Annotated in this window: 22 protein-coding genes and 1 pseudogene; 8 read left to right on the top strand and 15 right to left on the bottom strand. The window is 64.8% G+C overall.

Features of this window, described 5'->3' with window-relative positions:
- The first annotated feature begins 11 nt into the window (after window positions 1–11).
- The 5 genes and pseudogenes from D3872_RS15710 to D3872_RS15695 all read left to right on the top strand — a co-directional run bounded on the left by D3872_RS15710 (window position 12) and on the right by D3872_RS15695 (window position 3,495).
- On the top strand, window positions 12–287 hold the full coding sequence (locus D3872_RS15710; RefSeq protein WP_119811684.1) for an Lrp/AsnC family transcriptional regulator: 276 nt from the start codon (window positions 12–14) through the stop codon (window positions 285–287).
- 987 nt (window positions 288–1,274) lie between these two features.
- Window positions 1,275–1,776: pseudogene (locus D3872_RS27505) on the top strand (diguanylate cyclase domain-containing protein).
- 92 nt (window positions 1,777–1,868) lie between these two features.
- On the top strand, window positions 1,869–2,450 hold the full coding sequence (locus D3872_RS26575) for a ferritin-like domain-containing protein (protein ID WP_229459352.1): 582 nt from the start codon (window positions 1,869–1,871) through the stop codon (window positions 2,448–2,450).
- Between the two features lie 6 nt (window positions 2,451–2,456).
- Complete coding sequence (locus D3872_RS15700) at window positions 2,457–2,858, top strand: c-type cytochrome (RefSeq protein ID WP_119811682.1); 402 nt, start codon at window positions 2,457–2,459, stop codon at window positions 2,856–2,858.
- Window positions 2,845–3,495: a DUF488 domain-containing protein gene (locus D3872_RS15695; protein ID WP_119811681.1), complete on the top strand. Its 651-nt coding sequence runs from the start codon at window positions 2,845–2,847 to the stop codon at window positions 3,493–3,495. The genes D3872_RS15700 and D3872_RS15695 overlap by 14 nt, the downstream gene beginning before the upstream one ends.
- On the opposite strand, the gene D3872_RS15690 is transcribed toward D3872_RS15695, so the two are convergent.
- The 15 genes from D3872_RS15690 to D3872_RS15620 all read right to left on the bottom strand — a co-directional run bounded on the left by D3872_RS15690 (window position 3,496) and on the right by D3872_RS15620 (window position 18,449).
- Window positions 3,496–3,675 carry a DUF2783 domain-containing protein gene (locus D3872_RS15690; protein ID WP_119811680.1) on the bottom strand — a complete coding sequence of 60 codons (180 nt, stop codon included), beginning with the start codon at window positions 3,673–3,675 and terminating at the stop codon, window positions 3,496–3,498. It lies immediately after the preceding gene.
- Window positions 3,676–3,693: 18 nt separating this feature from the next.
- A complete protein-coding gene (locus D3872_RS15685) occupies window positions 3,694–5,400 on the bottom strand; it encodes an FAD-dependent oxidoreductase (RefSeq protein ID WP_119811694.1) in 1,707 nt (568 codons plus the stop codon).
- An 11-nt stretch (window positions 5,401–5,411) separates the two neighbouring features.
- Window positions 5,412–6,764, bottom strand: a complete 1,353-nt coding sequence (locus D3872_RS15680) for an MFS transporter (RefSeq protein ID WP_119811679.1) — start codon at window positions 6,762–6,764, stop codon at window positions 5,412–5,414.
- A 150-nt stretch (window positions 6,765–6,914) separates the two neighbouring features.
- Window positions 6,915–7,763: a helix-turn-helix transcriptional regulator gene (locus D3872_RS15675; RefSeq protein WP_119811678.1), complete on the bottom strand. Its 849-nt coding sequence runs from the start codon at window positions 7,761–7,763 to the stop codon at window positions 6,915–6,917.
- Between the two features lie 11 nt (window positions 7,764–7,774).
- On the bottom strand, window positions 7,775–8,998 hold the full coding sequence (locus D3872_RS15670) for a benzoate/H(+) symporter BenE family transporter (RefSeq protein ID WP_119811677.1): 1,224 nt from the start codon (window positions 8,996–8,998) through the stop codon (window positions 7,775–7,777).
- A 40-nt stretch (window positions 8,999–9,038) separates the two neighbouring features.
- Window positions 9,039–10,118 (bottom strand): porin, encoded by a 1,080-nt coding sequence (locus D3872_RS15665; RefSeq protein ID WP_119811676.1) that lies wholly within the window; start codon window positions 10,116–10,118, stop codon window positions 9,039–9,041.
- A 37-nt stretch (window positions 10,119–10,155) separates the two neighbouring features.
- Window positions 10,156–10,857 (bottom strand): ABC transporter ATP-binding protein, encoded by a 702-nt coding sequence (locus tag D3872_RS15660; RefSeq protein WP_119811675.1) that lies wholly within the window; start codon window positions 10,855–10,857, stop codon window positions 10,156–10,158.
- Window positions 10,844–11,608, bottom strand: a complete 765-nt coding sequence (locus tag D3872_RS15655) for an ABC transporter ATP-binding protein (protein ID WP_119811674.1) — start codon at window positions 11,606–11,608, stop codon at window positions 10,844–10,846. Before D3872_RS15655 ends, D3872_RS15660 begins: the two co-directional genes overlap by 14 nt.
- Window positions 11,598–12,626 (bottom strand): branched-chain amino acid ABC transporter permease, encoded by a 1,029-nt coding sequence (locus D3872_RS15650; RefSeq protein WP_119811673.1) that lies wholly within the window; start codon window positions 12,624–12,626, stop codon window positions 11,598–11,600. Before D3872_RS15650 ends, D3872_RS15655 begins: the two co-directional genes overlap by 11 nt.
- A 2-nt stretch (window positions 12,627–12,628) precedes the next feature.
- Window positions 12,629–13,498: a branched-chain amino acid ABC transporter permease gene (locus tag D3872_RS15645; protein ID WP_119811672.1), complete on the bottom strand. Its 870-nt coding sequence runs from the start codon at window positions 13,496–13,498 to the stop codon at window positions 12,629–12,631.
- Between the two features lie 99 nt (window positions 13,499–13,597).
- Window positions 13,598–14,758 carry an ABC transporter substrate-binding protein gene (locus tag D3872_RS15640; RefSeq protein WP_119811671.1) on the bottom strand — a complete coding sequence of 387 codons (1,161 nt, stop codon included), beginning with the start codon at window positions 14,756–14,758 and terminating at the stop codon, window positions 13,598–13,600.
- Window positions 14,759–14,916: 158 nt separating this feature from the next.
- Complete coding sequence (gene pcaF / locus D3872_RS15635; protein WP_119811670.1) at window positions 14,917–16,119, bottom strand: 3-oxoadipyl-CoA thiolase; 1,203 nt, start codon at window positions 16,117–16,119, stop codon at window positions 14,917–14,919.
- On the bottom strand, window positions 16,116–16,760 hold the full coding sequence (locus D3872_RS15630; protein ID WP_119811669.1) for a CoA transferase subunit B: 645 nt from the start codon (window positions 16,758–16,760) through the stop codon (window positions 16,116–16,118). Before D3872_RS15630 ends, pcaF begins: the two co-directional genes overlap by 4 nt.
- A complete protein-coding gene (locus tag D3872_RS15625) occupies window positions 16,760–17,428 on the bottom strand; it encodes a 3-oxoacid CoA-transferase subunit A (RefSeq protein WP_119811668.1) in 669 nt (222 codons plus the stop codon). Before D3872_RS15625 ends, D3872_RS15630 begins: the two co-directional genes overlap by 1 nt.
- Before the next feature lie 106 nt (window positions 17,429–17,534).
- Window positions 17,535–18,449, bottom strand: coding sequence for a LysR family transcriptional regulator (locus tag D3872_RS15620; RefSeq protein ID WP_119811667.1), 915 nt, complete (start codon window positions 18,447–18,449; stop codon window positions 17,535–17,537).
- Between the two features lie 109 nt (window positions 18,450–18,558).
- Here D3872_RS15620 and D3872_RS15615 point away from each other — a divergent pair, with 109 nt between their 5' ends.
- Genes D3872_RS15615 through catA form a run of 3 tightly spaced genes read left to right on the top strand, consistent with a single transcriptional unit; the run spans window position 18,559 to window position 20,930 of the window.
- Window positions 18,559–19,668: a muconate/chloromuconate family cycloisomerase gene (locus D3872_RS15615; RefSeq protein WP_119811666.1), complete on the top strand. Its 1,110-nt coding sequence runs from the start codon at window positions 18,559–18,561 to the stop codon at window positions 19,666–19,668.
- A gap of 21 nt (window positions 19,669–19,689) precedes the next feature.
- Complete coding sequence (gene catC, locus D3872_RS15610; protein WP_119811665.1) at window positions 19,690–19,980, top strand: muconolactone Delta-isomerase; 291 nt, start codon at window positions 19,690–19,692, stop codon at window positions 19,978–19,980.
- 29 nt (window positions 19,981–20,009) lie between these two features.
- Entirely contained in the window at window positions 20,010–20,930 is a 921-nt protein-coding gene (gene catA, locus D3872_RS15605) for a catechol 1,2-dioxygenase (RefSeq protein ID WP_119811664.1), read from the top strand.
- Window positions 20,931–20,938 lie beyond the last annotated feature (8 nt).

Genomic DNA, 20,938 nt, shown 5'->3' with positions numbered 1-20,938 from the left:
TAGGAAAGAAAGTGGAAAAGGACGAAAAAATCGGAAAAGCATTCGACGCCAGCGATTGGGCGATACTGCGCGTACTGCTGGACGACTCGCGCACAACGCTGCAGGAGATCGGGCGGCTGGTCGGGCTTTCCACGACCTCATGCTGGAATCGCATCAAGCGGATAACGGATGCCAGGGCAATCCTGGGTTACACAATCAAGGTCGACCTGGCCCAACGCCTACCGGACACCGGTGATCGTTCAGGTCTACTCGCTGCGATGACCGAAGGCCCAAGGAACGTAACATAAGAAGTGTTGATACAAGATGAAACAAATTAAAAAAAATAAAAGATAAATCGTTATTAATTAATGCAGAACAAAGACAAAACTAAGATAAAAAATTAAGAAACCACCACCACCAGAAACACGCAGTTATGAAAGAAAAGAAAAGAGAAAAACAAATACAGAAAACCATATGGGAACTAAAGGAAGAAATAAAAATTCAAATAAAATAATATTGAATCAAAATGATAAAACAAGAAAAAGAAAGAGAGAATGAACGAAACTGATAAAATCAAAAAAAAAAACTAGGAAGGAATGAAAAGAGCAAAGAAAACAAAAGAACAGGAGAAAGAGAAACAGACAAATATGAGAAAGCAAAAAGCATGAAGAATAATCAAAAATTACATGCCAAAGAACAAAATGGGATATAGATATTAAATCGAAGACAAAGAGTGTAAGTAAAATTAACAGTGAAAAGGTAATACAAAAAAGAATAGTAACAAGACCAAGAAACGACGAGACCTTGTATGAATTCGGACGTGGCGCTGGAATCGTTCCCGAAGTAAGCTGGGAGGCTACTGATTTCGGCGACTACGACACTTCATTCCGGATGGCAGTCAGGACAGCGCGCGACTACGAAGCCTTTTGCGCGAAGGCTCTACAAGATTCCAGGAATCCGCCACAGAATCCAGCTCGTGCTGCGGACGCTGAAAAAAGCCGATACACCGCTTCCGGGTGATGGCGGCAAGTGCACCATGCTGCGCTAACAGGTATTTCGCGAACCCGCCCTCCTTACATCCGCATTTTGTATTATTGTTGAACAGACCGCACAGATTTTTGAGCTGAGCAGCGACGCTTGGGGGCAAACGTGGCGACACTTTTCCTCATTCCGTCACGGCCGCGCCTGATCCAGAATGGGCGCCCTGAAGTCGAAGCGAATTTCCGGATGGCGCAAGTCGGCGAGATCCGCAACCGGCAGCATGTCAGCGAGTTGATTTCAATTGGCGGCCAGCGATGCATATCCTCGGGATTATCCGCGACATTACGGAATTGAAGCGGCGCGAGGAGGTGATCTGGAACCAGGCGCATTTCGATTCCCTGACCGGGCTTCCCAACCGCGTCATGTTCGTGCAGCGGCTGCGCCAGCAGATCAGCGAGGCGGAAGAGGGCGGCGGCGGCTTTTCCCTGTTATTGCTCGACCTTGACGAGTTCCAGGCCGGCGCAATCGACCGTTGCCCGGCTGGGCGGCGACGAATTCGCGATCATCCTGCCCGGAAGCGCCCCGCCTGCGGATACCGAAACCCTGCTTCGGAGCCTGATCCGCGAGATCAGTGCGCCGTTCTCGCTGGACATGGACCGCGTGTTTGTCTCGGGAAGCGTCGGCATCGCGGTTTTCCCCGAGGCCAAAACGCCGGAACAGCTGGCGCTGATGGAATCGATGGGCTGCAACTTTGCCCAGGGATTCCTGTTCTCGACGGCTGTGACGGCGCGCGAGCTGGAAGCGCTGCTGGCCTGATGCCCGACCGGCTCCTTGCCGATACAAGTCGTCGGGAACGCCAGGCGATCTGCCGTCATCTAATGTTCGACATCAACGAAAAGGAGGCCAACATGTCATTTCTCATCGATCAGGGTTCGCTCGAGCCCGTTACCGCCCGCCGGGGTTTTCTCGGGACATCCGGACTGTTGCTTTCGGGGGCAGCTGTAGCACTGCTGGCCGGGCGCGACGCCCTGGCCGCCACAAAAGGAAAGGACGCGAACATTGCCGACGTCCGCATCCTGAATACCGCGCTTGCCGCCGAACTGGAAGCGATCGCGGCCTACCAGGTCGGTGCCGAAAGTGGGCTGTTGCAGCCGCCGCTGAAGGCGATCGCGTTAACCTTCCAGGGGCATCACAAGGAGCACGCCGACTTGCTGTCGAAGACCATCGTCACGCTCGGCGGGAAGGCAGTGCTCGCGAAACCGAACTATATGTTCCCGACTGAAACGCTAAAGAACCAGGCCGATGTGCTGCGTTTCGCAGCCACACTCGAAAAGGGCGCGGTAAGCGCCTACCTGGGCGCCGTGCCATTGTTCGCGAACCGCGACCTGTCGAAGGCGGCAGCCAGCATCCTCGGGGACGAAGCAATGCACTGGGCCGTGCTGCGCCAGGCCTTGGGCGAGGTGCCGGTACCTTCGGCTTTCGTGTCCTGATCCGTGATGAACGTGTTTGCGGCCGGGCTGGCTTTGCTTGCGCTTCCATTGGCGGCAGCGGCCGGGCCCACCGCGGAGAAGGTGAAAGCCGGCGAGGCGGTCTACGCCAGATGCATGGGCTGCCATGCGCTGGCGTACGACCGGACCGGCCCGCGCCATTGCGGGCTGTTCGGGCGGCGCGCGGGAAGCGTTGCGGGGTTCCCGTATTCGGACGCCATGAAGGCCTCGGACATCGTGTGGACGGCGCGGACCTTGAACCGCTTCCTGAAGAATCCCACGGCTGCGGTGCCGGGTACCAGCATGGGCTATTCCGGGGTTCCAGATCCTGCCGAACGTGCGGCCCTCATTGTATTCCTGCAGAATGTGGATGGTAGGCCCGAATGCAGGGGAAAGAATGGCCAGCAATGAACACACGGAGCAGGCACTGGACGAAGCATTGCGTGAAAGTTTTCCCGCGAGCGATCCGGTTGCTATCGACACTGCGCCGCCGGTCGCCCAACGTCAATGCAATCTTGCGCCACTGATCTGCACGATCGGCCATTCCAACCGGCCGATCGAGACCTTCCTGGACCTTTTGAAACGCAACGAAATCACACGGCTGCTCGATGTCAGGACAGTACCGGGCTCGCGCCACAATCCGCAATTCGGCAAAGAGCAGCTGGCCGCCTCGCTCGGGGCGGCCGGCATCTCCTACACTCATGTACCAGGGCTGGGTGGATTGCGCCGCGCGCGTCCCGAATCACCCAACGCAGGCTGGCGCAATGCCTCGTTTCGCGCTTATGCCGACTACATGCAAACGGATGCATTCCGGGCCGAGCTTGAACAGCTGGCATCCGCGGCAGGCCGGGAGCATTGCGTCCTGATGTGCGCCGAAGCCGTCCCGTGGCGCTGCCACCGCTCCCTGATCGCCGATGCACTGCTGATTCGCGGAGTACGGGTCGAGCACATCATCGGGCCGCACGCCCGCAAGCAGCATGCGCTCACGCCGTTCGCGCGCGTGACGGGCATGTGCATTACGTATCCGGCGCCGACGCCGGATTTCTGATCATTCCTCGAGGCCTTCGGCGGCCTCGTCCACCAGTCGCCCTACGACATCGGGATCGCCGATCTGGCCAATCGCCAGCAGCGCGAAGCGGGCCAGGAACAGGGGCGACTTGTCCGCGCCCAGCTGGGTCATGGTCTTGCAAAGCCGTGTGTAGACGGCATCGAGTTCGCTATCGTTCATGAAGCTTCCTTTCCTCGGTTATTTTGCGGCGCGCTGGAGCAGGTGTTCGACCGCGGCGGTGAGTTGATCCGCTGCCGGCGACTGCCAGCGGCCCAGCACATGGCCGTCGGGACGGACCAGGTAGACGCTGCCCGGCGCCGCGCCGTACATGGCGAACAGGCGGCCGGTGTCATCCCAGGCGCAGCGCGACGTGGGATCCAGCGGACGTGTTATAGCGATCGGCACCACCGCCAGGTCGATTCCCTTTTCGCGCATGGAGTCAGCGAAAACTTCCAGCTGCGACGGAACCATGGCGGCCGCCGTGAAGCAGAGTGCGGTAATTCCAGTGCCAAGCAAGTCGGTTACGTGGCCTGGAGATCCATTCGCCGCATTGAACACCGTGAGCGGGCATTCGGGCAGGACCGCGCCTGGGACAGGGCCCGCGCTCCACACATCCTGGTCCGGCATATTCAGCGGCGAGCCGGTGTACGTGATAGCCGAACTCTGGCGGGGATTAATCAGCGACCGCACGCTCGCGTGCTTCTCGGCCAGTCCCAGCACGGCGGTGCGCATCAGGTCGAAGGCAAAGGAGGGCGGCGCCATGAACTCGGTGCTCTTGGTGCCGTAGCTGAGGTTCTCGTATGTCGCTGCGACGCGCTCGCTGGAATAGCTGTCGAGCAGGCCTTCACCGGCGAGACCCTTGACCACGTAAGCCAGCTTCCACGCCACATTGTCGGCGTCGTCGATCCCCGAGTTGGCGCCGCGAACGCCGAAGATCGGCACCAGGTGGGCGGCGTCGCCGGCGAACATCACGCGGCCGTGGCGGTACTTCTCCAGCGTCAGCGCGTTCGCCTTGTACATCGTGATCCAGACCGGCGCCCACGGGCCGCGTTCGCCCATCATATCGAGCAGGCTTTGCACGCGCGGCAGCACGTTTTCGGGCTTGACCGCTTCCTCCGCGTTTTCCCCGTCCTGCACCTGGTAGTCGATGCGCCACACATTGTGCGGCTGCTTGTGCACCAGCACCGTCGAGCCGGGATTGCATGGCGGGTCGAAGTAGGCCAGCCGCTCGGTCGGGCGCTCGCTCTCGAGCTGGATGTCGACGATGATGTAGCGGCCCTCGTAGCTTTCGCCGCGCAGCTGCAGTCCCATCGCTTCGCGGATCGTGCTGCGCCCGCCGTCGCAGGCCACCAGCCAGTCGGCCTCCAGCGCGTAGTCGCCCTCGGGCGTGCCGAGGCCGAGGGTCACGCCATTGTCGCCGTGTTCGAGGCGGGTGACGCGGGTCTGCCAGCGGATGTCGATCAGGCCGGGATATTTTTCGGCCGCCTCCAGCAGCAGTTCCTCGATGTGGTACTGGGCCAGGTTGACCATCGGCGGCAGCTTCTGGTTGTCGTCCTGCGGCATCGTGAAGTGCAGTACCTCGGTGTCGCGGTAGTAGCTGCGCCCACCGGTCCACGGCAGGCCGGTCTCGAGGAAGCCCTCCAGGGCGCCCAGGCGCTCGATGATCTCCAGGCTGCGGCGCGAGATGCAGATAGCGCGGCTGCCCTGGCAGACCGAGTCGTCCGCTTCGATCAGCACCGAGGCGATACCCTGCCGCGCCAGCCCGAGGGCGGTGGACAGGCCCACCGGCCCGCCGCCGACGATCGCCACCTTGTGGCGGGTGGCGTCGATTCCGGCTTCGAGCGGCGGAATGCGGGCCGGGTACTGCCGGGCCGTGAACGGATAGGGTGCAAATTCAATAGTCATCGTCTTTTCCTTCAATGATCGTTTTTCCGGCGGGCGCCGATCGGCAGCATCAGCACGATCACCGTGCCGGCCACCAGCAGCGCGCTGGCGTAGAACAGGCCGCCCGTGAAGCTCCCGGTCGCATCCTTGATCCAGCCCACCACCACCGGATTGATCGCCGAGCTCACATTGCCGGCCGCGTTGATGACGGCGATGCCGATGGCCTGCGCCTTCCAGCTCAGCGCCTGGTCGGGGGTGGTCCAGAAAATCGACATCGCCGCGTACGAACCCGCCGACGCCATGCAGATGCCGAGCATCTGCACCACCGGGTCGGACGACATCGCGGTGAACATCCAGCCGGCGGCCGAGGCCAGCATCGGGATCACCAGGTGCCAGCGGCGCTCCTGCTTGCGGTCCGAACGGCGGCCCCACCAGATCATCGCGACGATGGTGACCACTTGCGGAATCGCTGCCAGCAGGCCGATGGTGCGGTTGCTGGCGTCGGCGCTGAAGCTCTTGACGATCAGCGGCGTCCACACCGCCACCATGGCCAGCGTGTTCACCAGGCAGAAGTAGGCCAGCCCGAACTTGACCACCGCCGGGGAGGTGAGCTCGGCGAACAGGCTGCGTTCCGGCGCCGCGACGCTGGCTTGGGCCGGCTGCTGGCGGGCGGACTGCAGGCTGCGTTCGAGTGCGCCTTTCTCGGCAGTGCTAAGCCATTTCGCGTCCTGCGGCTTGTCGTCCAGGTACCAGAACACGACCAGGCCCAGGATCGACGACGGCAGGCCTTCCAGCATGAACAGCCACTGCCAGCCTTTCAGGCCCATCGCCCCGTCGAGTTCCAGGATGTAGCCCGACACGGCCGATCCCAGCGCGGCGGTGACCGGCATCGCGATCATGAACAGCGCGTTGGCGCGGGCACGGTAGGCCGGCGGGAACCAGAAGGTCAGGTACAGCAGCATGCCGGGCAGGAAGCCGGCTTCGGTGATGCCGACCAGGATCCGCAGGATGTACAGGGTTTCCGGGCTGGTGGCGAACATGGTCGCGGTCGAGGCCAGGCCCCAGCCGATCATGATGGTCCCGATCCAGCGCCGCGCCCCGACCTTGGCCAGCGCGATATTGCTGGGGATGCCGAAGCAGATGTAGGCGATGTAGAAGAGCGTGGTGGCCAGGCCGAACTGGGTGGCGGTAAGGCCAAGGTCGGTCGACATCGTCAGCGCGGCGAAGCCGATGTTGATACGGTCGAGGAAGGAGAAGACAAACAGCAGGAAGATGAACCACAGCAGGCGGCGCGACACCTTGCCGATAACCTGCTGTTCGAGGTCGAGTTCCTGGCTGGATGCGCCGGTGGATGGCGCCTGGATTAACGATGTCACCGGTGGCATGTGGGGTCTCCTGGTATCCGGTTGAGCTGGAGCCGCCACCTTGGTGGCCGCCGAACCTGACGTTTTATTTTTGTTGTCGTCGTTCGGCGAGTATGCGGATGGCCGGAGCCGGTGTCTGTCCCCATTTTGGGTACAGCGCTGCGCACTGTCCTATGGCGCGTCGGTCGACAGGCAGAGCGCGAACAGCTGGCGCTGGCTGGTGATGCCGAGGCGCTGGTAGGCGCGTTTCTGGTAGGTAATGACGCTGGCGGGCTTGATGCCCATCGCCTCGGCGATTTCTGCGGCGGTGTGGCCTTCCAGCACGCCGCGGATGACGTCCAGTTCGCGCTTGGCCAGCGTGGGACACAGGCGGCGCACGCGCGCCAGCATCAGCTGGGGAATGCCGACCTGGTTCTGGCCGTGGATAACGTAGTGATGGCGCGCGGCATGCCCGATCAGCGGCGCCAGCGCCTCGACCAGCGCGATCTCGCCGGGCTGGAAGTTGCCATAGGCGCGGTCGCGGTAGAGGTTGACCGACAGCCAGATGTCCTCGGCCGGCTGGACCATCAGCGACAGCCGGTCGCATACGTTCGGATCGCTGTAGCAGGCCGCGCGGTAGCCCGGATGCTCGATATCGTCGGTATTCTGCTGGTGGATGATCACGGACGACCCTGGGCTGGCCGGCGGCGCCGCAGCGATCACATGTTGGTTCCCATCGAGCAAGTAATAGTGGCGAGAGTAGACATCGGCGACGTCGCTCAGGAAGCGTCCGCCACGGTGGTCGGCTACCGACACGGTGCGCGGCCGGTTGCCGAATTCATAGGCGAACACGGTGCACTGCGAGATTTTCGCCGGCTCTGCCAGCGTTTTCAGGACCTCGGCGGCGAAGGTTGTGTTGTCCGCATGGCCGATCGCCGCCACCAGCCCGGTGATCCGCGACAGGTCGAGCAGGGGGGCGGGGGCGGGGTGGTCAAGGGGAACGCAGTGCGCATGGTTGGGTCGGAAACGTGAGTGAGGCATACCGTTTCAGGCTAGCACCTTCGTCCGATAGCGTCAAACTGGGGCATCGCCTTGTCCGATTCCGTTGCCGCGGGCAGGCGCCAAGGTTTATGCAGCACCAGGTAGGCCAGCGCGCCGATCACCACGCCCCAGAACGCCGAGCCCAGCCCGAACAGGGTCATGCCGGAGGCCGTCGCAATGAAGGTGATGAGAGAGGCATCGAGGTGGCCGGGCTGGCTGGTCATGCCCACGATATTGCTGCCGATCGCCCCCAGCAGCGCGAGTCCGGCCAGTACGGCGATGAAGGTGGTGGGCAGGGCCGTAAACAGCAGCACGATGGTGCCGGCAAAGCAGCCGCCGATCAGGAAGAACACCCCGCTGGCGATGCCGGCGATATAGCGCTTGCCCGGATCTTCATGTGCGTTGCGGTCCGTGCACAGGGCCGCCGTGATGGCGGCGATCACGATGGTGATACCGCCGAAGAACGCGGCGACGACCGACACCGCGCTGGTGCCGGCGACCAGCGGCCGGGCAGGGGTGTCGTAGCCGGCGCCGCGCAGGATCGCCATGCCGGGCAGCAGTTGCCCGGTCAGGCTGACCAGCGCCAGTGGCAGCGCAAGGCTCAGCGTGGCATGCCACGTCCATTCGGGCTGGATGAACACCGGCGTCGCCAGCGCCAAGGTCACGCCGTCCAGGGTGGCGCCCTCCAGCCCGACCGCCAGCGCGATGCCTGTCGCCAGCAGCAGCACGAGGCAATAACGCGGAGAGAGGCGCTTGAGCAGCAGGTACGCGGCGATCATGCCGAAGGCCAGTGCCGGCGCTGTTTTCACTGAAGTGAACACGCCCGTGCCGAACTGGAACAGGATGCCGGCCATCATGGCGCTGGCAATGCCTTTGGGGATCAGCCTGATCAGCTTGTCGAAATAGCCCGAGACGCCGATGACGAACAGGATGACGGCGGCCGTGATGTACGCGCCGACCGCCTGGTTGAGGCTCATCGCGGGGAACAGGCTTACCAGCAGCGCGGTGCCTGGCGCCGACCAGGCGGTCACCACCGGCACCTTGTACAACCAGCTCAGGGCAATGCCCGACACCGCCGCGCCGACCGAAATCGCCCACACCCACGACGAAATCATGTCGGCCGATGCGTGCGCGCTTTGCGCAGCGGTGAAGAAGATGATCAAGGGGCCCGCATACGACACCAGCACGGCCAGGAAGCCCGCCGCCACGGCCGACATGGAAAAGTCTTTGAGCATTGCGTGCTTCCTCTGCTAGTTGCGCTGCGGGCGGCGCCCGTCAGAACGCGTGGCGGATGCCGGCCAGGATGCCGTTCTGGTCGAGTCCCGCGCCCACCGTGCCGCCGGCGTCGAGGGCGATCGCCGCACCGCCGGTGTTGTCGATGTGCCCGATCGAAGCATGCACCGCGGTCCGCTTGCTGAGCAGGTAGCTCGCGCGCACCACCGCCAGTGTCGAGCGGCGCCCGGTGTCCTTGACCGACAGGCGCGCGACCTGCGCATCGAGCTGCCATTGCGGCGCCAGCGGCGTGCTCACGCCCAGGTAGTACAGGTCGCTTTTGGTCGTGACAAGGGCCTCGGTGCGGCGCGCGATCAGGCCCGCGCCGATCTTGGTGGCGCCGACCATCGCATAGCCGTTGAACGATGCGCGGCGGTCCTGGTAGTCGCTGCTGGTCAGGCCCGCGGCCGCACCGGCGCCGCCATTGAGCACATCGTAGGCGGCCAGCACGCCGAACGCCTTGGTGTCCCAGGAAACCAGGGCGGTGAGCTGGCGGCAGGCCTGGTTGTCGGCGCCGTTTTCGCCGGCGCAGCCGGTTGCGGCGGGACCGCCGGCAGTCGAGGTGTCGCGCCCGAGGCTGTAGGTGGCGCCCACCGTCAGTTCCGAGAAGGTGCCCATGTAGCCGACCGCATTGTCGCTGCGCGAATTCGGCAGGTAGGAATCGAGGCTGCTGATGCTGAAGATGTTCGGCCCCATCACGTCGGCCTTGGCGATCGAGTAGAAGGTCATGTTGTTCTGGCGGCCCAGCATCAGCTGGCCGTAGTCGCTCTTGATGCCGACCCAGGCCTGGCGTCCGAACAGGCGGCCGCCCTGGCCCAGCGTGCCGGTGTCGGGACCGAAGCCGGTCTCCAGGGCGAAGGTCGCCTTCAGGCCGTTGCCCAGGTCTTCCGCGCCCCTGAAACCGATCCGCGACGGCACCGATGCGGTCGCCGACGGCATCTTGGTGGCGCTGTCGCCGGCGGCGTTGACGTTGGTGATGTGGGCCACGCCCGCATCGACGATGCCGTAGATGCTCACCTGCTGCGCCATGGCGGCGCCCGAACTCAGGACTGCTGCCGCGGCTACGATTGCTGCTTTTTTCATACGTCTCTCTCCAATGGGTAGTGCTGTTGTAATTTTTTTAAATGCCGAGGTGGCGCGCCAGCGAGGCCTGGTCTGCGCCCAGCGCTGCCGACCTGCCGGCCGCCGCCACGCGGCCTTTTTCCAGCACCACCGCCATGTCGGTCGCAGCCAGTACGGCGTGGTAGTTGCGGTCGACGATCAGGGTGCTGATGCCGGTCGTGCCGATGTGGCGGATCACGCGCCAGATCTCCTGCATGATCAAGGGAGCCAGGCCTTCGGTGGCCTCGTCGAGGATCAGCAGGTCGGGATTGGTCATCAGCGCCCGTCCGATCGACAGCATCTGCTGTTCGCCGCCGGAGAGCTGCTGGCCGCCGTGGTCCAGCCGTTCGGCCAGGCGCGGGAAGGTTTCCAGCACGCGCTCGACATGCCAGTCGCGCCGTCCGCCGGCGCCGGCGCGCGCGCTCATCACGAGGTTCTCGTGCACCGACAGGTTGGGGAAGATGCCGCGTCCTTCGGGCACATAGCCGATGCCGAGGCGCGCCATGCGTTCCGGCGCGCTGCCGCTGACGTCCTTGCCGTTCCATTCGACCTTGCCGCGCGCACCGGGCACAAGTCCCATCAGGCTGCGGATCAGCGTGGTCTTGCCCATGCCGTTGCGGCCGAGCAGGCCGACTGCCTTGCCCTGTTCGATGTCGAGGTCGACCCCGTGCAGGATGTGGCTATGCCCGTAGTAGGCGTCGAGCGATCTAATGCGCAGCATCGTGGTCTCCCAGGTAGGCGGTCTTGACGGCAGCGTTGTTGCGGATGCCGTCCGGGCGGTCGGTGGCGATCACCTGGCCGTTGACCATCACGGTCACGCGGTCGGCGACGCGGAACACCGCATCCATGTCATGCTCGACCAGCACGATCGCGTGGCCGGGGCGCAGGCGTTCGAGCAGCGACAGCATGCGTTCGGTCTCCTCCGCGCCCATGCCGGCCAGCGGCTCGTCGAGCAGCAGCACGGTCGGACCGGTGGCCAGGCACATCGCGATCTCGAGCTGGCGCTGCTGGCCGTGGCTGACGGTGCCGGCCAGCAGGTGTCCGCGGTCGTGCAGGCCTGCTTCCTCCAGCGCGCGCCGCGCGGTCTCGCCGCTGTGGCGGCAGCCGGCCGCCGATTCCCACAGGCGCCATGGGCGCTGTGCCGCGGCCTGCGCCGCCAGCCGGCAGTTCTCGAACAGCGAGAAATCGGGGAAGATCGTGGTGCGCTGGTAGCTGCGGCCGATGCCGGCTCGTGCGCGCCGTCCCTGGCTCCAGCCCGTGATGTCGGCACCGCGCAGGTGCAGGGCGCCTTCCGAGGCGGCTATTTCGCCCGACAGCATGTTGACCAGCGTGGATTTGCCGGCGCCGTTGGTGCCGATCACCGCGTGGATCTCGCCAAGGTGGATATCGAGCGATACCTTGTCGACCGCGGCCAGGCCGCCGAAGCGGCGCGTGAGTGCCGCAGCGCGCAGCAGCGGGATGTCAGTGCTCATGCTTGTTCTCCTTGCGGCGTTGCTGCCATTGCGTGTGCAGGCCGGCCAGGCCCTTGGGCATCAGGGCGACGAAGGCGATCATCGTCACGCCAAGCGTCAGCTGCCAGCGCCCGGCCAGGGCGCCGAGCAGCGCCTCGGACGACAGCGCTTCCTTGAGCAGGATGAAGGCGACGGTGCCGAGCACCGCGCCGCGCAGGCTGCCAAGGCCGCCCAGGATGATCATCATCAGCACCGCGCCCGATTCGTGCCACGACAGCAGCTCGGGATTAACGGCGCCGTCCTTGGACGCCATCAGGAAACCGGCCAGCCCGGCCAGCATCGCGGCCAGCACGAAGGCGGCCAGCTTGTAGGCGTAGGTGTTGAAGCCGGCGGCGCGCATTCGCTGTTCATTGGCGCGGATGCCGGCCAGCGCATGGCCGAAGCGCGAGCGCTGCAGAACTGCCAGCAGCGCATAGGTGGCGGCCAGCGCGCCCGCCGCCAGGTAGTAGCGGTGCAGCGGCAGTTCCAGGTCGACCAGGGTGACGCCTGCGATTGCAAGCACCGGGCGGTAGGTCAGGAACATGCCGTCGCTGCCGCCGGCGAAGTGGGTATCGTGGAAGACGAAATAGGCCATCTGGGCGAAGGCCAGCGTCACCATGATGAAGTACACGCCCTTGGTGCGCAGGCTGAGCGCCCCGACGAACAGCGCGTAGGCGCCGGCGCCGAGCATGGCCAGCGGCAGCAGCAGTGCCATCGAACCCGGCCCGGCGTCGGACGAGGCCAGCGCGGTGGCGTAGGCGCCGATGCCGAAGAAGGCGGCGTGGCCAAGGCTGACCAGGCCGGTGGTGCCCACCAGCAGGCCGAGGCTGAGCGCGAACACCGAGAAGATGACGATCTTCTGCACCAGGTCGGACAGGTAGGGCGTCAGTACCAGCGGCGCGGCCAGCAGCGCGGCCAGCGCCAACAGCGGCACGGCGGAAGGCAGCGGCCAGGCGCGCAGGGCGACCGGGGCCGGAAGGGTGTGGCTAGTGCTTGTCATGATCAATATCCTTTGCTTACCAGGCCCTGGGGGCGCCAGATCAGGATCAGCGCCATCAGCAGGTACACCGACAGGCCGCTGAACTGCGTGAAGAAGACTTTGCCGAAGGTGTCGACCAGGCCGACCAGCAGCGAGGCGGCCAGCGCTCCCGAGATCGAGCCGATCCCGCCAATCACCACCACCACGAAGCAGATGATCAGGATGCCGCCGCCCATGCCCGGATAGACGGAGGACATCGGCGCGGCGATCATGCCGGCCAGCGCCGCCAGCGCCACGCCGGCTGCGAATACGATGCGGTACAACAGGGTCACGTTGATGCCGAGGCTGCGCACCATGTCGCGATTGCTGGCGCCGGCGCGGATCATCATGCCGAGCCGGGTCTTGTTCACCACCAGGTACAGGCCAAGCGCCACCAGCAGGCAGGCCGCGCAGGCGAACAGGTTGTAGACCGGGTAGCTCATCAGGCCGAGGTCGACGCTGCCGGACAGCCAGCCGGGCACCTGCACGCCGTGGACGTCGTTGCCGGCCACGATGCTGCGCACTTCCTCGGCCACCAGGATCAGCGCATACGTCATCAGGACCTGCTGCAGGTGGTCGCGCTGGTACAGGTAGCTGAAGAACAGCCATTCGAGGACGAAGCCGAGCAGCGCGGCGAGCGCCATGCCGGCCAGCAGCTGCAGAAGGAACTGGTCGCCGAACAGCGGCGCCAGGCCCCAGGCCAGGTAGGCGCCGATCATGTAGAAGCTGCCGTGGGCGAGGTTGATCACGCCCATGATGCCGAAGATGAGGGTCAGTCCGCTGGCAACGAGGAACAGCAGCAGGCCATACTGCACGGCGTTGAGGCACTGTGCGAGGAAGGTGGGGAAGTCCATGGTGGATCCTGTCGTGAAGTTTTGCGCTGCGCCGGGACGAGCGGGACCCGCGCGGCGCGCTAAGCGCCGCGTTGGATACCGCTGCCCGCGGGGGACTGCTTACATGCGGCAGCCTTTGGCCGGATCGGACAGGCCCTTGATGGCCACGGCCTTGAAGATGTTGTCTGCGCCCTTCACTTCACGCAGGTAGAGGTCCTGCACCGGGTTGTGCGCCTTCGACATGGTGAACTTGCCGCGCGGGCTGTCGATGACGGCCGCTTCCATGCCGGCGATGACCTTGTCCTTCGCCTTGATGTCGCCGGCGGCCGCCTTCAGGCCCGCGTGCAGCATCTGGGCGGCGTCATAGCCTTGGACGGCGTAGACGTCGGCGTCGGCCTTGTAGGCCCTGAGGAAGGCCTGGCGGAAGCCGTTGTCGCGCGGCGTATTGAGGTTGTCCGCATAGTGCAGCGTGGTCAGCATGCCCTGGGCGGAAGCGCCCTGCGCGTCGAGCGTACCGTCGGTCAGGAAGCCCGGGCCGTACAGCGGCATCGACTTGTTCAGGCCCGCCGCGGCGTAGTCCTTGACGAACTTGACCGCGCCGCCGCCGGCGAAGAAGGCGTACACCGCATCCGGCTTCTTGGCGGCGATCTGGGTCAGCAGCGCCTGGAATTCGACGTTGGGGAAGGGCAGTGTCAGGCTGTCGGCGATTGTGCCGCCGCCTTTTTCGAAGCCTTCACGGAAGGCCTGGACGGACTCGTTGCCGAAGGCGTAGTTCCAGGTGATGGTGACGATGTTCTTGTGGCCGCGTTCCGCCGCGACCTTGCCCATCGCGTAGCCCGACTGCCAGCTTGAGAAGGAGCTGCGGAAGATGTTCTTGGCGCACATCGGGCCGGTGATGGCATTGGCGCCGGCGTTCGGCACGATCAGCAGCGTGCCCGATTCCTTGGCCACCTTGGCCATCGTCAGCGCGACGCCCGAGTGCACGGTGCCGATCAACACATCGACCTGGTCGCGCTTGATCAGCTTGTTGACGTTGTCGCTGGCCTTGGACGGATCGGATTCGTCATCGACCTTGGCGTAGACGATCTCGCGCCCGGCCAGCTTGCCGCCCTGTTCGGCGACGTACATCTTGAAGCCGTTTTCGATCATGTTGCCGAGGTTGGCGAAGGTGCCGGTGGCCGGCAGCATCAGGCCGACCTTGACAGGGGCGTTCTGGGCGAAGGCGCAGGTCGAGGCGAACAGCATGGCGCCGAGCGCGCCGCTGGTGAGGGTGGTTTTCATTTTGTCTCCGGGTTGTGGTGCAGCTTCCGGCGGGCGCCGTGCTGCTGTTATGTCACTTGCAATTCATGGTAATGAAGCCATGTCCAGGCGTCTAATACTGATGCAGTATCGATTGCATACCTGGATGGTATGGAGCGCCGCGGGGGCGCTCCGCCTTGCTACACGCGTTCGATGACGATCGCGATGCCCTGGCCGACGCCGATGCACATCGTGCACAGCGCATAGCGTCCGCCGCTGCGCTCCAGCTGGATCATCGCCGTCGTCACCAGGCGCGCGCCGCTCATGCCGAGCGGATGGCCGAGCGCGATCGCGCCACCATAGGCGTTCACGCGCGGGTCGTCGTCGGGCAGGCCGAGCATGCGCAGCACCGCCAGCCCCTGCGCCGCGAACGCTTCGTTCAGTTCGATCACGTCCATCTGGGCCAGCGACAGGCCGGTCTGGAGCAGCACCTTCTGCACCGCCGGCGCCGGGCCGATGCCCATCACGCGCGGCGCCACGCCGGCGGTCGCCATGCCCACTACGCGCGCTCGCGGCGCCAGCTGGTGGCGGTCGGCTTCCGCCGCGCTGGCCAGCAGCAACGCGCAGGCGCCGTCATTCACGCCCGATGCATTGCCGGCCGTGATGGTGCCGTCGGCGCGCACCACGGGTTTCCGCTTGCCCAGCGTATCGATTGTGGTTTCGCGCGGATGCTCGTCGCGCGCGAACAACAGCGGGTCGCCTTTCTTTTGCGGGATGGCGACCGGCGTGATCTCCATATCGAAGCTGCCGTCCTGCTGCGCCTTCGCCGCCTTTGCCTGGCTGCGCTGCGCGAACAGGTCCTGGTCGGCGCGGCTGATGTTGTAGTCGGTGGCGACGTTCTCCGCCGTCTCCGGCATCGAGTCGACCCCGTACAGCTTCTTCATCAGGGGATTGACGAAGCGCCAGCCGATGGTGGTGTCCTGCAGAGAGGCCTGGCGCGAGAACGCGCTGTCGGCCTTGCCCATGACGAAAGGCGCGCGCGTCATCGATTCGACGCCGCCGGCGATCATCAGCCCGGCCTCGCCGGACTTGATCGCGCGGGCCGCGGTGCCGACGGCATCCATGCCGGAGCCGCACAGGCGGTTGATGGTGGTCGCGCCGATGTCGGGCGGCAGGCCGGCCAGCAGCGCCGACATGCGGGCGACGTTGCGGTTGTCCTCGCCGGCCTGGTTGGCGCAGCCGTAGATCACGTCCTGTACCGCGCTCCAGTCCACGCCGGGGTTGCGCGCCATGAGCGCGCGCAGCGGTACCGCGCCCAGGTCGTCGGCGCGCATGTCCTTCAGTGCGCCGCCGTAGCGGCCGATCGGGGTGCGGATAGCGTCGCAGATGAAAGCGTCGTTCATGGCTGTGCCTCCTTCAGTGCAAGGCCGCTGATGTCTTGCAGTTCCTCGAAGCTCAGGCCCGGCACCATTTCGCGCACCACCAGGCCATCGGCGGTCACGTCGATCACGGCCAGGTCGGTGTAGATGCGCGATACGCAGCCCACGCCGGTCAAAGGATAGCTGCATTCGTCGACGATCTTGCTTTCGCCCTGGCGGGTCTGGTGTTCCATCATCACGAACACCTGCTTGGCGCCGATCGCCAGGTCCATCGCGCCGCCGACGGCGGGAATCGCATCCTTGGCGCCGGTGTGCCAGTTGGCCAGGTCGCCCTTGCGCGAGACCTGGAACGCGCCCAGCACGCAAATGTCCAGGTGGCCGCCGCGCATCATCGCGAACGAGTCGCCATGGTGGAAGTAGCAGCCGCCGGCGAGCAGGGTGACCGGCTGCTTGCCGGCGTTGATCAGGTCCTCGTCCTCTTCGCCGGGCGCGGGCGCGGGGCCCATGCCCAGCAGGCCGTTCTCGCTGTGCAGGAACACTTCGCGTTCGGCGGGCAGGTGGTTGGCCACCATGGTCGGCAGGCCGATGCCGAGGTTGACGTAGGCGCCTTCATGGATGTCCTGCGCCACGCGGGCGGCGATCTGGTCTCTTGTCATGCGTTGCATCAGTGGCTCCCTTGCGCGACGACGCGCTGTACGAAAATACCCGGGGTGACGATCGTTTCGGGATCGAGCTGCCCCAGTTCGACGACTTCGCTGACCTGTGCCACGGTGCAGGCGGCGGCCATGGCCATGATCGGGCCGAAGTTGCGGGCGGTCTTGCGGTACACCAGGTTGCCCCAGCGGTCGCCGCGCAGCGCCTTGATCAGCGCGAAATCGGCGTGGATGGGTGACTCGAGCACGTAGTGGCGGCCGTTGATCAGGCGCGTCTCCTTGCCTTCGGCCAGCAGGGTGCCGTAGCCGGTCGGCGAGAAAAAACCGCCGATGCCGGCGCCGGCGGCGCGGATGCGTTCGGCCAGGTTGCCTTGCGGGGTCAGTTCGAGTTCGATCTTGCCGGCGTGGTAAAGGCTGTCGAAGACGTGGGAGTCGGCCTGGCGCGGGAACGAGCAGATGATCTTGCGCACGCGGCCGGCCTTGAGCAGGGCGGCCAGGCCGGTGTCGCCGTTGCCGGCATTGTTGTTGACGATGGTGAGCTCGCGCGCACCCTGGCCGATCAGTGCATCGATCAGCGCCGACGGCATGCCCGCGTTGCCGAAGCCGCCGATCATGACGGTCGCGCCATCCTTGATGCCGGCGACCGCCGCTTCGAGCGAGCCGGATATTTTATCGATCATTCCTATCTCCGCATGTTGTAAAAAGCATGCGGGAATGGTATGCGCCGCCTTTGGCAGCGTCTAATACTGATGCAGTATCTTGTTCATACCCGGGCGGTATGAAGGCCTACAGCGTTTCCTGTACGTGCGGTATTCCTTCCGAGCGGTACAGGCCGTAGATCACCTGCAGCAGCGAGAGGATCGCGGCCGAGTGGTCGAGCGCGCGGATGCTCATGATGACGGGCGAAGTCAGGTTCGGCTCGTCGAGCAGCTTGTAGACCACGTCGCTGCGCTTCAAACCGAGCACGCTGCGCGGCAGCACCGACACGCCGATTCCCGCCGCCACCAGTCCCAGCGCCACCTGCAGTTCGCGCGCCTCGTATACCTTGACCGGCGCGAGGCCGCGGTCGTGGAAGGCTGCCAGCACCGAGTCGGCATAGCTGGGGCGGGGCGCCTTGGGGAATACGATCAGCGTGTCGTTGACCAGCTCGCGCAGGAACAGGCCGCGGTCGACGAAGGCCAGCGGATGGCCCATCGGCAGCGCCGCGATCAGCGCTTCCTCGCGCAGCACGATGCGGCGGATGTTCGCATCCTCATGGCGGATGCGGCCGATGCCGACGTCGATGATGCCTTCCTTGAGCGCCGCGATCTGCTCCATGGTGGTCATCTCGAGCAGGTTCACTTCGGTATCCGGATGGGCCGCGCGGAAGCGGCGCACCACCTCGGGCAGGAGGCCGAACAGGGTCGAGCCGACGAAACCGATGTTGAACTTGTGGGTGATCTTGCCGATCCGGCGCGTCATCGAGATGATTTCATTGCTTTGAGCGAGCAACTGTTGAGCGTGCCCGTACAGGAAGCGGCCAGCCTCGGTCAGCTCGAGCGGGCGCGAGCCGCGCACGAACAGCGGGACCTCCAGGATGTCCTCGAGCTGCTGGATCTGGCGGCTCAGCGGGGGCTGGGCGATGTGCAGCCGCTCGGCGGCACGGGTGAAGTTGCGCTCCTCGGCGACGGCGACGAAGTAGCGCAAATGGCGCAATTCCACGTGAATACCTTTCAGGTATGGGGCTGATACTAAATCGGTGTTGGACGGTAGTTTCGAGCCTGACTATTCTGCGAATACCAGCTATTCGAACGGGTTATACCTGACTATCATGATTGAAGCAATCGAAACTATCCTGGCCGACGTGCCGACCATCCGCCCCCACAAACTGTCGGTGGCGACGATGCAATCCCAGACCCTGGTGCTGGTGCGCATCCGCTGCGCCGACGGCATCGAAGGCTGGGGCGAAGCCACCACCATCGGGGGGCTGAGCTACGGCGAAGAGAGCCCCGAGAGCATCAAGGTCAACATCGACACCCACATCGCGCCGCTGCTGGTCGGGCAGGAAGCGAGCCGGGTCGCGGCCTGCATGGCGCGGGTGCGCAAGACCATCCAGGGCAACCGCTTCGCCAAGTGCGCGATCGAGACCGCCCTGATGGACGCCCAGGCGCGCCGCCTCGGCATCCCGCTGTCGGAACTGCTGGGCGGACGGGTGCGCGATGCGCTGCCGGTGGCCTGGACGCTGGCCAGCGGCGATACCGCCAAGGATATCGCGGAAGCCGAAGCCATGCTCGAGGCGCGCCGCCACAATATCTTCAAGCTCAAGATCGGCGCCAACAGCGTCGCCCAGGACGTCGCGCACGTCCTCGCCATCAAGAAGGCGCTCGGCGACAAGGTCAGCGTACGGGTCGACGTCAACATGGCCTGGAGCGAGCTCGATGCGGTGCGCGGCATCGCGGCGCTGGAAGCGGGCGGCGTCGACCTGATCGAACAGCCGGTGCGCGCCGAGATGGTGGAAGCGATGAGCCGCCTGGCGCAGCGCTTCGCGGTGCCGGTCATGGCCGACGAGGCGCTGAAAGGCCCGCAGGACGCGCTGGCGATGGGCCAGGCCGCCGCCGCAGACGTCTTCGCGGTCAAGATCTGCCAGTCGGGCGGCCTGGTGCCGGCGCGGCTGGTGGGCGAGGTGGCCGGCCTGATGGGAATCTCGCTGTACGGCGGCACCATGCTCGAAGGAGCGGTCGGCACCATCGCCTCGGCGCACCTGTTCTCGACCTTCCCGAACCTCGACTTCGGCACCGAACTGTTCGGCCCTTTGCTGCTGACGCGCGAAATCCTGCGCGAGCCGCTGGCCTACAAGGACTTCATGCTGCAGGTGCCGGCCGGCCCTGGCCTGGGCATCGACATCGACATGCACAAACTGGCTGAAGTACGCCGCCACTAATCACACAGAAGGAAACAGACCATGTTATTCCATGTACGAATGGACGTCGCACTGCCGCACGCCATGCCGGCCGACCAGGCCGCGGAACTCAAGCGCGTCGAGAAGGCGCGCGCCGCCGAGCTGCAGCAGGCCGGCACCTGGCGCCACCTGTGGCGCATCGCAGGCCAGTATTCGAACTTCAGCGTGTTCGACGTGGCCAGCACCGACGAACTGCATGACCTGCTGTCGACGCTTCCGCTGTTCCCGTACATGCGGATTGAGGTCACACCGCTGGTGCGCCACCCGTCATCGATCCGCAACGCCGACTTTTGATTCATAAACCAAGAACCAAGGAGATCACCATGAACCACGCAGAAATCGAACAACTCGTTAACAACTTCGTCGTCGACACCGCCAAGGGCCCGGTCGATGCGCGCCTGCAGCAGGTGGTGGTGCGCCTGCTGGGCGACCTGTTCAAGGCCGTCGAGGACCTGGACCTGACAGCCACCGAAGTATGGAAGGGTATCGAATACTTCGCCGAAGCCGGCGCCACCCATGAACTGGGCCTGCTGGCCGCCGGCCTGGGACTGGAACGCTTCATCGACATCCGCGCAGACGAGGCCGACGCCCGTGCCGGGCTGTCCGGCGGCACCCCGCGCACGATCGAGGGCCCGCTGTACGTGGCCGGCGCACCGGCCAGCACGGGCTTCGCACGCCTCGACGACGGCACCGAGGAAAAGGACGGCGAAGTGCTGTTCATGCAGGGTACCGTCTATGACGGCAACGGCAAGCCGCTGCCGAATGCGAAGGTGGAAGTGTGGCATGCGAACCTGATGGGCAACTACTCGTTCTTCGACAAGTCGCAATCGCACTTCAACCTGCGCCGCACCATCGTGACCGACGCGAACGGCCGCTACCAGTTCCGCAGCATCGTCCCGAGCGGCTATGGCTGCCCGCCGAACGGCACCACCCAGGCGCTGCTCGACAAGCTGGGCCGCCACGGCCAGCGTCCCGCCCACATCCACTTCTTCGTCACCGCGGAAGGCCATCGCCGCCTGACCACCCAGATCAACATCGACGGCGACGAATACCTGTGGGACGACTTTGCCTTTGCCAGCCGCGAAGGCCTGGTGCCGGGCGTAGTGCGCGTGAGCGAGGCGCAGGAACTGGCAAAGCGCGACGTGCGCAAGCCGTTCGCCAGCATCGACTTCGATTTCCGCCTGGTGGCCGACGCCGCCAATGTGCCGAGCGGCGAAGTAGGCCGCATCCGCGCCGCAGCCTGAAACGACCA

It is taken from the genome of Massilia cavernae (genome assembly GCF_003590855.1).
GTDB lineage: Bacteria > Pseudomonadota > Gammaproteobacteria > Burkholderiales > Burkholderiaceae_D > Telluria_A > Telluria_A cavernae.
Note: the sequence above shows the minus strand (reverse complement) of the source record. Positions and strands in the feature narration are given on the sequence as shown.